We start from the raw sequence: 11,878 nt of genomic DNA, 5'->3' as shown, positions 1-11,878 counted from the left end.
ACTCTAATGTTTATATTAGTTTTAGTATGATACAAGGAATATTATTTGATCTGGATGGAACGCTGGTAAACTCCGAGCCTTTGTGGCAGGAAGCCGAAATTGAGGTTTTTAAAGAACAAGGGCTTAACCTTACCCATGCCGATTGTCAGCAAACAAAAGGTCTGCCCTCTGTAGAAGCCGTGAAGCACTGGTACGATAAAATCTCCCATCCTACCAAAGAAATTGGCTTGATTACCCAGGAGCTTAATCAGCGTGTAATCAGCTTGCTAAAAGAAAAGGGAGAACTAAAAGAGGGCGCAATGGAAATTCTTGATTTTTTCAACCATAAAAAACTTCCTCTCGGAATTGCTTCGGCCTCTTCCATGGCGCACATTCGCAGCGTAACTGACAAATTTAATCTGAATAAATATTTCAAATTAATTTATTCGGGCGATTTCGAACGCTATGGCAAACCTCATCCGGGCATTTTCATTTCGGCCTGCAAGAAACTAAAAATTGACCCCATATTTTCCCTCGCTTTCGAAGATTCGTTCAATGGTTTGTTGGCAGCCAAATCGGCACGAATGAAGGCTGTTGTTTTGCTCGACGAAGGTCAAATCGACGATACTCGCTATAATTTTGCCAATCTAAAAATAGAATCGTTAAAAAACTTCGGAGAAGCCGAGTTCGAATTGCTTCAAAATCATCATTAAAAATAATTTCATGCCCAACATTCTATATTCATCCACTAGTTTAAAAGCTCCAGCAGTTAATTTCGGCGAAGCACTTCTCAAAGGACTTGCTCCTGACGGTGGGCTTTACATGCCACAGCACATTCCCCAGCTTAGCCGCGCTGAGATTGACCGCTTTGCACAAATGGATTACCACCAAATTGCGTTTGAGGTCTTGAATAAATTCCTGCATCAGGAGATTCCTGCGGATGAACTGGCTCGTATGACGCGCGAAGCTTACAATTTCGAGGTTCCACTCGAAAAAGTTTACGACCGTAAATACATTATGCGGCTCGATCAGGGACCTACTGCATCTTTTAAAGACTTTGCTGCCCGCATGATGGGGCAATTGATGGAATATTACCTCGAAAAATCGGGAAAACATCTGCTTATCCTCACTGCCACTTCGGGCGATACGGGTAGTGCCATGGCCAATGCCTTCCATGGTCTTGAACGAATAGAAATTTGCATTCTATTTCCTGAAAAGGAAGTAACCGAGCGCCAGCGCAAGCAAATGACTACCCTGCATGGCAATGTTAGCATACTCGCCCTCGATGGTAAATTCGACGATTGCCAGGCGCTGGTAAAAGATGCTTTTAACGACAAAGAACTTGAATATCTGAACCTTTCTTCGGCAAATTCCATCAACATTGGCCGTTTATTGCCGCAATCGGTTTATTATTTCTGGGCCTATTCAAGACTCTGCCGGATAAGCCAAAACGAAGAAATAGTATTTTCAGTACCCTCCGGAAATTTCGGCGACCTGATGGGAGGATTGCTCGCCAAACAGATGGGCTTGCCAGTGAAGAAATTTGTGGTGGCCACCAACGACAACGACGAGGTACCCCTGTATTTACAAACAGGCAAGTATGCTACAATAAATCCTTCAAAAGCCTGCATATCGAGTGCCATGAACGTGGGGCACCCCAGTAACATGGCGCGTGTGGTAGCCTTGTATGGGGGCGAAATGAACCCATCTGGCCAGATTCTGAAAAATCCAGACCTTGAAACACTGCGGGCTGACCTCTTTGCTGTGAGCGTCAACGATGCCAATACCCGTGAGGCTATCCGCCGTGTGTACGAAAGACACCAGGTATTGCTCGAACCACATGGAGCCGTAGGTTGGGAAGGCTTGCGCCAGTATTTATCCAACCAGAAGGACATCGACAACAATCAATGTTGTGTATGCCTCGAAACCGCTCATCCGGCAAAATTTCCGCAAGAAATACAACATGTGTTGAATATCGAACCTGAATTGCCAGAAAGCCTGCTCCATTTAGAGGCTAAAGAGGAAAGATTCGATAAAATAAATACGAACTACTCGGCCTTTAAACAATACTTAAAAGCACACTATTCCTAGATATACATTCAACATACAAAATAAATTAACCTAAAGAAACATGCCTGTAATCAAGCAGGAAGTTTAAAAAATAACAATACAATGCACACGATCTGCTGCGACCTCGAAGGGGTTTGGATTCCTGAAATATGGATTAACGTATCGAAAAAAACGGGTATCGAGGCCTTGAAGCTTACTACACGTGATATTAAAAACTACGACGAACTGATGCTTTACCGCATTAAAATTCTCAAAGAACACGGCATTACCCTGCACGATATACAGCAGGTAATTGCCAGTCTGAAACCGCTGGATGGCGCATTTGAAATGCTTCATTGGCTAAAATCGAAATCGAGGGTAATTATCGTCAGCGACACCTTTGTCGAATTTGCCGATCCGCTGATGAAACAACTGGATTACCCCACTCTTTTTTGCCACGAACTAGAGGTTGATGCCAACAACATGATTATTGGTTACAAATTGCGTCAACCCGACCCAAAGAGACAGGTAGTAAAAGCTCTCCAAAGCCTGAAATACGAGGTAATTGCATTTGGCGATTCCTACAACGATATCAGCATGCTGGAACAGGCCGACAAAGCTTTTTTATACCGTCCACCCCAGGCTGTGAAAGACGACTATCCAGAATTTCCGGTTGCACTCGATTACGACGAAATGCGTCTGCAGCTTGAGTTGATGTTTTAATACCTTCGAAATTTTTAAGAAACTCTACGCTGGCGAGGATCCAATGTCGTTAAGTTAAGTTAAGAAAAGGTACCTCATCGCGAGGAACGAAGCGATCTCATTACCCGTTATCCATATCTTTTGGCTTCGGATTTATTAATTATGCAACAGTTTTAGGATTTAGTAGTTGTTTCCGCAGGCAGGGCCATACGGACAAAGTTTTGGTTTTTATTTTTCCATGCTACAAAAAACAGACTGCTTCGTCGATAAGATTTCTTTAGTTGTTATGACTTTTTTAACGCCTCGCAGAGACGAAAACCACAACTGGCGCATATGCTTGTGCCGAATTTTCTGTAAAACAAAAAGGCCAGGCTCTGTTTATTCCATTTCATTATACGGTACAACCGTCTAAAATTCACTCTTACTTTTTAATCATTCTGTTCTGAAGATTTGGGTTGCAAACCCAAATCAGCGGGGTATACATGCCCAGGCGGGACTTATAAAAGTTATTTTACTAGCTCTTCGCTAAGTAATAGTGTGTTTTTAGCCTCGTGCGTAGGGTGTCCACGGCTCGCGCGAAATCCGGCTTGTTCGGCCCATGCAAGCGCCGGCCTGGTGCGACAGAAACAAGGCCGGATTTTTAGCCGTGGTGGGTTTTTGGTTCTTTTGGGCGGCAGCCAAAAGAACAAAAGATTTTAGAAAAAAGTACGCAGGCAGAGCCATACGGACAAGATTTTTGTTTTGCTATGCTTCGAAGAACAGGCACTATTTCTAAAATCATCACGCGTTACGCAAGCTAAACGCGCGCTAGTGGGGAGCTTAAGCTGCAAAAATAAAAAAGCGTAGTAAAAACTACGCTTAGTCTCTTCGTTTATTTGTTGTGCCTGTTATTTCGGCAAACTACGCTTAGTTAGGGGATTTAAAACGTAAAACGATTAACTAAAAATAAATGAAAGCTTGGAAATACTAGCATAAGTGTTTGAAGGCCTAAAAACAAAAGCATTGATAGATACGTGAATACCCTTTTTTCTTTTTTGTGTTCCAACCAAAAAGGAATAATAAAAAATACAACTAAAAGTACCAACAATAAATTTGGCAATGAGCTAGAATATTTTCTATCAAGTAAGGCATTTTGCAGGTAACCTAAAGGCAAGAAAATGATTAAAGCTACAATAAAGAGATAATTGTCTTTAGATCTAATAACCATAACAGTAATATTTAATAATTAATTTCTTTAAATAATTCCCCTCTCAGCGTAGTATTCACTACGCTGTTATATTTTTTGCAATTGATTACAAGACTTTATCCTACCACACCTTACCAAAAAATCATGTTTCAATCAACTTTAATACAACCAATTCAGGTTAATGTATAAACCTGTGTTCCCGTCGCGTTTGTCAAGCGCTTTTCCATAATCCACCGCAATAATAAAATTTTCGTTTAAGGCAAAACGGAAACCAGCCCCCACACTCTGGTGCAGGCTTTCTTTGGTGTCGGGGAAAAATTCAGGTTCTGTGACATTACTGGTATTTACCTCATAGCCTCGGGTAACCATGCCCATGTCGGTGAAGCCACTCAGCGCAAGGTACAGGTTCTGGTTAAAGACAACTCCGCGGTAAAATTTCCAGCGAAGCTCAAAATTACCATAAGCCATGTCATCGCCTACTACCCTGTTGCGCAAAACGCCCCGTATGGTTTTCGAGCCACCAAGTCCATCGCGGTCGGTATACCGGCCGTTGTTAAACAGGAAGGGCAACATGTACGAGGGTGTGTGGCCATACAATTTACCCTGGTAGGCCAGGCGGTAGGCAAACGATAAGCGATTGGGCAAAAGCGTAAAATATTGACGGTGCGTAAGGATGTACTTTCCATAAGCAGCACTCTGGCTTCCAATAAATCCCGGATCCATCACAAACAGCAGTTCGGTCCACATGCCTCTCATGGGGTTGGGTTCGTTGTCGCGGCTGTCGAAAACCACCCCGGCTTTAAACAGAGTACTCTGCCCGCCATCGTATTCATGGGCCGGAAGCACACCCCAATCGCGGTAGTCACCAAACAGACCACCGTTTACAGGCCTGAGTTTTTCTTCTTCCGACTGGCCTTTGTTCAGTTTGTTGATATCAACGGTGTCGAGTTTGATGTCGTAAAATACCGTCCCCAGTATCCAATTTACACGGTCGTGTTTTAACCTGCCACTAAAATCAGCTCTTACCCGAAGCATCTTTCTTTCCTGGCGGTAAAAAACACGCGATTCGTAAAGCGTATTTTCCGGGCTGTCGTCTTCGTACACATGGTCGTAAAGAACTTCGTAACCGTTAAATCCATAAAAATCGAGGGTTTGCTCGGTTAAATAGCTCAGCTCGCCCGAGGTTCTTACACCGGGTATCAGGTATTTCGAATCGTAAGTAATTTGGTTTATTCCGCTTCCCTTGGTTGTTCTCGACCACTCGAGGTAAATGGAATGCTTGTAAGCGGGATAAATATCCCCATCGCCATAATGAAAAAAGTTAACCAATCCACCATATTTTAAGCCGATATCGGTTTCGTAGGCAATAACGGGTATCGCTCCAAAACTCCATCCCGATTTAGTCTTTTGTCCTGTCGAAAGGGTATCGTTGGCCACCATGGCAGCCGACCAGCATGTAATAAGGCTGATGATAGAAAGACGGATGAAAGAGTAGTTCATTATCTGTTGGTATTTATTTACAGAAAGATAATGTACCCGATTGAGATAAACAAGCTATGGGGTGTAGAAGCTTATTCCGGTTGAATGGATTTTCTTCCCCCCATGGCAATATTTACCTGAAATTTTTGGCTGTAATCCCTCACACCACCTGGTTGAATATGTACCGAGAATTCAAGAAAACCCTTTACTCTTGGGGAGTTTATAAAGGTATAGATGAAATCGGTTCGACTATAAGCTTCTGCAAGGTACATGCGGTCTCCCGCAATAAGATTAAGCCCGGTTCCAAGCGATAGTGTGGAGCGTAAGCCAAGGTTGTTATGCCGCAGGTATATTTCCGAATAACTTCCATAACCGAATCGAAAATCGTAGTAGGTTCTATACCTATCGTACGAACCAGCAAAACCAGTGCCTATTGTAATGGTATCGAAAAATGAAGGAGTGGACTTGCTCATTCCTGCTAACACTAAAAGACCACCATTATCGCGAATTTCTGAAGGTCCTTCGGCCACTCCGGCTACATGCGACATCATAAAATCGTAACGGACAAAGTATTTTTGATGGTTGAGCCCCCCGGAAAAGCCAGCCATAAAAGCTTCGTTTACCTCGGTCGTCTGTCTCGATGTCCAGTCGATCCAGATATTCTGATACGCATTTTTATAATTTAAATTAAAATAAAGCCCTTCGAGGTATGGATTGTAATAAGCGAAAGTATCATTTTGCAGCACCGAAGGCAAGTGATATACTTGATTCCGTGGAAAAGCACCCATCCAGAGTTGCTTGTTATCTTTGCGGTACTTGTAATACAATATAGGTTGAAGGTTACGGATGTCGGGTGAAGACCCAAATTCGTACAAAAAATCGACGCCTGTATGAAATTCGCTTTGGTCGTCGACTTTTATGCCAACACTCGCAAAGGTTCTCGCCCCAAAAATAGTCTGCGGTATTGCGTAAGGGTTAAAATACTCACGATTATCCAGAAAACCATTGAAACCAGCATTCCATAGTATTTCTTGCGCTTGGTTTTTTAAACCAAAAAAGGCGATAAAAAGAAGGAGGACGAATTTTTTGTTCATGCTACAAACCATTAAAACGAAACAGGGTGCTAAATTAAAAAACACTATTTTTGAAACAAGTAATTATGCTAAAGAATTAGAAATACGCAGAATGATAGAAAAAGTTGGCCTTAAGTTAGATGATATTAAACAGCCTCGCCGGGTTATGTTTGTATTTCTGTTAATCTGGCTGGTAATAAACTTGCTGCAGGCATTCTTTACCGAACTAGCCCACGATGAAGCTTATTATTGGTTATATGCCCAGCACCTGGCGTGGGGTTATTTCGATCACCCACCGCTCATTGCCTTACTCATAAAAGCTGGCTACTCAATTTTTCCCAATGAACTTGGCGTTCGTTTATTTTCCCTTCTGATGGGGGCAGGAACTCTTTATTTGATTTTTTTATTGTCCGAAGAAACACTCAAAAGTATTTCGACACTCATCATGCTATTGGTATCGGTTGTCATGATACATTCGCATGTAGGGGGCTTTCTGGCGATTCCCGATTTGCCGGTTATCTTTTTTGCCGCCCTGTTTTTATACCTCTACAAGAAATACCTTAAGTATAATACCTATGGTCTGGCCTTATTGCTTGGCTTGGCAGGAACTGCCATGTTATACAGTAAATACCATGGTGTACTTGTGTTAATATTCACGCTTGCTGCCAATGTTTCAATTCTGCGCCGGCGAAGCTTTTATATTATTCCGGTTGTGATAGCAGTAGGCATGCTGCCGCATCTTTTCTGGCAAATGCAAAATAATTTCCCCACTTTCGAGTACCATCTGGTGAGTAGGTCGCAAGCCTACAAAATAGAATATACATTGAATTACCTTGTGGGGCAAGTTCTTTTGGCAGGCCCTTTTATAGGTTTATTGTTGTTTTATTTTGCGGCGAAGGCTAAATCCGCACCAATTTCTTTCGATCGCGTTCTAAAAGTAAACTTCTACGGGTTCTTTATTTTCTTTCTGTTTATGAGTTTTAAAGGGCATGTCGAAGCACACTGGACAGCCATTGGTTACATACCACTTTTGCTGCTTGCCGTAAATAATATAGCAGCAAAGGAGAGGGCCAAAAAATGGGTTAGGATTCTTTTTATTCCAACTTTTATTCTCTTCCTGATTACACGTATTTTGCTTGTGGTCGATCTTCTTCCTCCGCATATAAACCTTGGAAAGGAATTTCATAATTGGGACTCCTGGGCTAAAGAGATTAAGGCGGCTTCGGGTGAACGCAAGGTAATATTTACAAGCACTTTCCAGCGTCCGGCAAAATACAGCTTTTATACCGGGGGGGAATTTGCCCACTCGCTCAACATGATCTGGTACCGGAAAAATCAATTCGATCTGTGGGGCTATACCGATAGCGTGCAAGGTAAGGATGTTATTCTTTTTGGAATGGGTCCTGCTGAAGACAGCTTAAAAACATCTGCCAATGAGTCCTATTCCTACAGGCTAATCGATAATTTTGTTTCGTACAACAACATTCCTGTTCTGATAGAAAAAAAGGATATTGGGGCCATAGCCTCAGATTCTGTGAGCATATCGGTTAAAGTAGTGAACAATCGACCCGATAGCATTTTCCTTGATCAGAACAAGGGTCTATCGCCGCGGTTTTGCATGGCTCTCTATAATGGAAAGAAATTTTTACCATTGCAGTACCTCGACTTTATTCAAGAACCACTTTCACCCGGCGATACCTTATCTTACAATCTGAAATTCATAGCTCCTTCTATGATGGGAAAGTATAGTTGTTACCTGGCCATTGTCAGCAACGGCATTCTGCCTGGCTTTAACAGCAAAGCATTTATCTTAGAAGTGGAGGAGTAGCTAGTTTTTCGAAATCAACTGACATTTATTTTTTGATGAACGAAAAAAAATATCTGGTTTTGTTGAAAGAATAGTTCTAAATTTCACCCCCCAAAGTGCAGGATGATTTTTTGTGTATTCAGTTCCGTGCCTGTTGATGTGTAGAAGTATTTGTTTGTGGCGGGTTGTATCAGGTAAAAGGAAATAGTTGGATGGGCAGGTTATAAGTTACCTGAATGAATAAACTATTTCAGACAAAATTGTTGCATGACTTTTTTGTCGCTTAATATGCTTACAGCTTTGAACAACGTTAAGTTTGATTGGACAGGGTTCACTTTTTTAATTGCAGACGACGATGTGTATAGCCATCTTCTTCTGGAGAAATCATTTAAAAATACCGGAGCACACCTTCTTCATGCCTACAATGGTCTGGAAGCCATTCACCTTGTAAAAAATCATACTATTTCTCTGGCACTTATCGATATTGTGATGCCTATGGCCAATGGATACGACGTGGCTAACAGTTTATTCGATTCACAACCTCAAACAATTGCGATGGCATACACTGCCGACGTCATGCGCATGGATCAGGAATATTGCCGTAAAATCGGTTTTCATAAATGCCTCATCAAACCTATGCTACCGGTTCGTTTGTTTAAAGAAATTGATGATGCACTCAAAATAATGACCCCTCACAAAAACTCAATTATCCGCTCCAATTGATTTGCCCTCGATCCTTTTATTAAAATCAAATTGTTTTCTATCTGGCTTTTTTTAATGTAATTAATTAGGCTTGGGGTATCTGCAAAATATTTTTCTTTGTTCAAATTAAGCATCGAAAACTCTTCACCTACCAGCAAACATTCAACGGCATCGATAAGCCTTGCCTGATTCAGAAGAGCCAGATGTTCATGTTCGGAGCTCTCGCCCAGCTCTTTCATGCTGCCTAAGATCAGAATCTTGTGAGTTGATGGGTGGTTCTGGAAACTTCCTAGCGCTGCTTGCATGCTGCTCGGATTGGCATTGTAGCAATCGACAATCAGGCTGTTGCCTTTGCCGGTTTGTATAAACTGTGAGCGGTTGTTCTCAGGCTTGTATAGTGTAAGCGCCTCAAGACAATCCTCAACCGGTATATCGAAGTAGAGACCAATACGCAAGGCTGCCAGTAGGTTGGACACATTGTAATTGCCAAACAAATTTGTATGGAGCGTGTAGTCTTCGCCATTGACCGATAAAACAATGGATAGTCCTTCACGGGCAAGGATTTGTTTTAGGTAACAGGCCGATTCAGAATTGCCATACGAAACAACATTTGCATAGTCTTTTATCAGGCTTTTAAGAAGTGTATCGGTTTCGTGCAGAAAAATGGTACCCTTCCTTTGCATCAGGAATTGGTAAAGTTCAGATTTAGCCCTGATTACGCCCTCGACTCCGCCAAAACCTTCGAGATGTGCCTTCCCTATATTGGTAATCAGCCCCATATCAGGCAGTGCAATCTGGCATAGTTGTTCAATCTCTTCGATATGATTGGCTCCCATCTCGGTTACCAGAATTTCAGTATCCTTCGGAGCCGATAGAATCGTAAGAGGAACACCAATATGATTATTCAGATTTCCTTTCGTCACATGGCACTTGAATTTTTTTTCTAACACCGCACGAATTAACTCCTTGGTGGTTGTTTTTCCATTTGATCCGGTAAGTGCAAGAGTTTTAAAAAGTTGTTTCTGTCTATAGGTTCTTGCAAGTTCCTGCAAGGCAGTCAGCGAATTGCTTACAAGGATGCAACCATCCTTATGGCATGCCGGATTGTCAATTACAACCGCCAGAGCTCCTTTTTGCAAGGCATCTTGTGCATATTGGTTCCCGTCGAAATGTTCTCCCTTTAGAGCAAAGAAGAGCGAACCGGGGGTAATATTGCGAGAATCGGTGCAAACCTTATAGTCTGCCTCTTCAAGTTTTTTGTGGAGTAATTCAATCATGCTTTAGCGTTCGATAGAGTCTATAATAAACTTATGATGTGTGGCTATTCCGAATTCTTTTTGTCCGCAAAGGCAAAAAAAAGGGTGTTTCAATTCGATGAAACACCCTTTATATTCTATTAAGCAGATATTATTTTTGTCCTGCAGGGCTACCTACCCGAATCATTGCACAGCGGAATCCTAAGTCGTCGCGAGATGATTTCTCATCTAAATAGCGGCGTGCTCCTGGGCTTAACCAATAGGCTCTGTCTCTCCACGATCCGCCTTTGTATACACGGGTATTGTCGGAAATAAGCGAACCTTCGTCGCCGGGTGCTAGTTTATACATACGGCTGGAACCTCTTTGTTGCTCTTTGGCTCCTGCATACCAGTCTCCACCTTCAATGATGCTTGATTCATGATCGCCATCGCGGTAGTTACGGTAATCGGCTTTTTTGTAGTTCCAACGGTTAATGGCTTCTTCTTCAGGAACTTCGACGTATTGCAAACGGCCAAGGCTGTCTTTCTCGGCTATATTGCCTTCTTCGTCGCGTTTTAGTTGAGTAAATACGTTTCCACGGAAGGGGTTAAACTCATCAAACTCTTCGAAAGTCTGTGGTCGGTATACATCCTGAACCCATTCATTCACATTACCAGCCATGTTGTAAAGGCCATAATCGTTTGGCCAGTATGAATTAACCGGACCAGGGATAGAAGCATTGTCATTCAAATCGCCGGCAACACCCATCATATCACCACGTCCGCGAACATAATTGGCGCGCATTTCACCACGATTGTCTTTCATATCCTGCCTTAAATGGTGACCATTCCATGGATAAATACGACGTTCGTATACTCTTTCTTCGTAGGAATTGCCAATAAGAGCAAGGGCAGCAAATTCCCATTCAGCTTCGGAGGGGAGGCGGTATTTAGGTAAAAGAATGCCGTCTTCAAGCATAACCCGTCTGGAGTCTTTATTGGGGTCAAGACTTGGACGGTTCTGACGCACAACGCCTTCGTATTGTCCGGCAAGATAAGCTTCTGTATTGTAGTTTTCTTCGTTTATCTGGTTAGGATCTGCTTCGAGAATTCCTTCACGGATTAATATCATTTCATTTACACGGTCGGTACGCCAGGCGCAATAGTCGGTAGCCTGAAGCCAGCTAACTCCCACAACAGGATACTCGTTGTAAGAGGGGTGACGGAAGTAGTACTGAACATAAGGTTCGTTGTAAGCCATCGCTCTGCGCCAAACCAGTGAATCTGGCAACGCATTGCGGTAAACCTGCGGGTAATCGACAAAAACACGTGAAATCCAATGCAGGTATTCACGGTAATCGACGTTGCGTACTTCTGTTTCATCGAGGTAAAAGGAAGAAACAGTTACCCGACGGGGTGAGTTGTTCCATTCGTACATTACATCTTGTTCGACACGTCCCATGGTAAAGTTACCACCCTGAATTAAAACAAGTCCCGGACCTGTTTCTTGCTCAATGGCACTAATGACTTCGAAACCACCATTGTCCGGATCGTTATATTCCCAGTTAGTGGTAGAAGAAACTCCTTTACCTTTACCACCACCACATGAGGTGAGAATCGCAGCCAGGATAGCAACAATTGCAAAAGCAGACAGCTTAAATTTCAT

Annotated in this window: 10 protein-coding genes; 5 read left to right on the top strand and 5 right to left on the bottom strand. The window is 42.5% G+C overall.

What is annotated here, in order from left to right; genetic code table 11:
• Positions 1-26 precede the first annotated feature (26 nt).
• From IPM71_03920 to thrH, 3 genes are all read left to right on the top strand, one after another.
• Positions 27-692, top strand: coding sequence for an HAD-IA family hydrolase (locus IPM71_03920; GenBank protein QQS51882.1), 666 nt, complete (start codon positions 27-29; stop codon positions 690-692).
• Positions 693-702: 10 nt separating this feature from the next.
• A complete protein-coding gene (gene thrC, locus IPM71_03915) occupies positions 703-2,070 on the top strand; it encodes a threonine synthase (GenBank protein QQS51881.1) in 1,368 nt (455 codons plus the stop codon).
• Between the two features lie 81 nt (positions 2,071-2,151).
• Positions 2,152-2,751 (top strand): bifunctional phosphoserine phosphatase/homoserine phosphotransferase ThrH, encoded by a 600-nt coding sequence (gene thrH, locus IPM71_03910; GenBank protein QQS51880.1) that lies wholly within the window; start codon positions 2,152-2,154, stop codon positions 2,749-2,751.
• 522 nt (positions 2,752-3,273) lie between these two features.
• Here thrH and IPM71_03905 read toward each other — a convergent pair.
• From IPM71_03905 to IPM71_03895, 3 genes are all read right to left on the bottom strand, one after another.
• Entirely contained in the window at positions 3,274-3,453 is a 180-nt protein-coding gene (locus IPM71_03905; protein QQS51879.1) for a hypothetical protein, read from the bottom strand.
• A gap of 622 nt (positions 3,454-4,075) precedes the next feature.
• Positions 4,076-5,416: a BamA/TamA family outer membrane protein gene (locus tag IPM71_03900; GenBank protein ID QQS51878.1), complete on the bottom strand. Its 1,341-nt coding sequence runs from the start codon at positions 5,414-5,416 to the stop codon at positions 4,076-4,078.
• Positions 5,417-5,487: 71 nt separating this feature from the next.
• Entirely contained in the window at positions 5,488-6,489 is a 1,002-nt protein-coding gene (locus IPM71_03895; GenBank protein QQS51877.1) for a hypothetical protein, read from the bottom strand.
• Between IPM71_03895 and IPM71_03890 the strand changes: the two genes are divergently transcribed.
• Positions 6,488-8,296, top strand: a complete 1,809-nt coding sequence (locus tag IPM71_03890) for a glycosyltransferase family 39 protein (protein ID QQS51876.1) — start codon at positions 6,488-6,490, stop codon at positions 8,294-8,296. The genes IPM71_03895 and IPM71_03890 overlap by 2 nt on opposite strands.
• Positions 8,297-8,542: 246 nt before the next feature.
• Positions 8,543-8,998: a response regulator gene (locus tag IPM71_03885; GenBank protein QQS51875.1), complete on the top strand. Its 456-nt coding sequence runs from the start codon at positions 8,543-8,545 to the stop codon at positions 8,996-8,998.
• On the opposite strand, the gene IPM71_03880 is transcribed toward IPM71_03885, so the two are convergent.
• Both IPM71_03880 and IPM71_03875 read right to left on the bottom strand, forming a co-directional pair.
• The gene (locus tag IPM71_03880; protein QQS51874.1) at positions 8,968-10,254 is read right to left on the bottom strand and encodes a UDP-N-acetylmuramoyl-tripeptide--D-alanyl-D-alanine ligase; all 1,287 of its coding nucleotides are present in this window, start codon (positions 10,252-10,254) and stop codon (positions 8,968-8,970) included. The genes IPM71_03885 and IPM71_03880 overlap by 31 nt on opposite strands.
• 130 nt (positions 10,255-10,384) lie before the next feature.
• On the bottom strand, positions 10,385-11,878 hold the full coding sequence (locus tag IPM71_03875; GenBank protein QQS51873.1) for an SUMF1/EgtB/PvdO family nonheme iron enzyme: 1,494 nt from the start codon (positions 11,876-11,878) through the stop codon (positions 10,385-10,387).

This window comes from Bacteroidota bacterium, from assembly GCA_016699695.1.
Taxonomy (GTDB): domain Bacteria; phylum Bacteroidota; class Bacteroidia; order Bacteroidales; family UBA10428; genus UBA10428.
The sequence above is the reverse complement of the archived record's forward strand: the minus strand, read 5'-3'. Positions and strand labels throughout refer to the sequence as shown.

Coding starts and splice junctions, on each gene's coding strand:
- IPM71_03920 (QQS51882.1), top strand. CDS start 27: ATGATACAAGGAATATTATTTGATCTGGATGGAACGCTGGTAAACTCC.
- thrC (QQS51881.1), top strand. CDS start 703: ATGCCCAACATTCTATATTCATCCACTAGTTTAAAAGCTCCAGCAGTT.
- thrH (QQS51880.1), top strand. CDS start 2,152: ATGCACACGATCTGCTGCGACCTCGAAGGGGTTTGGATTCCTGAAATA.
- IPM71_03905 (QQS51879.1), bottom strand. CDS start 3,453: ATGGCTCTGCCTGCGTACTTTTTTCTAAAATCTTTTGTTCTTTTGGCT.
- IPM71_03900 (QQS51878.1), bottom strand. CDS start 5,416: ATGAACTACTCTTTCATCCGTCTTTCTATCATCAGCCTTATTACATGC.
- IPM71_03890 (QQS51876.1), top strand. CDS start 6,488: ATGCTACAAACCATTAAAACGAAACAGGGTGCTAAATTAAAAAACACT.
- IPM71_03895 (QQS51877.1), bottom strand. CDS start 6,489: ATGAACAAAAAATTCGTCCTCCTTCTTTTTATCGCCTTTTTTGGTTTA.
- IPM71_03885 (QQS51875.1), top strand. CDS start 8,543: ATGACTTTTTTGTCGCTTAATATGCTTACAGCTTTGAACAACGTTAAG.
- IPM71_03880 (QQS51874.1), bottom strand. CDS start 10,254: ATGATTGAATTACTCCACAAAAAACTTGAAGAGGCAGACTATAAGGTT.
- IPM71_03875 (QQS51873.1), bottom strand. CDS start 11,878: ATGAAATTTAAGCTGTCTGCTTTTGCAATTGTTGCTATCCTGGCTGCG.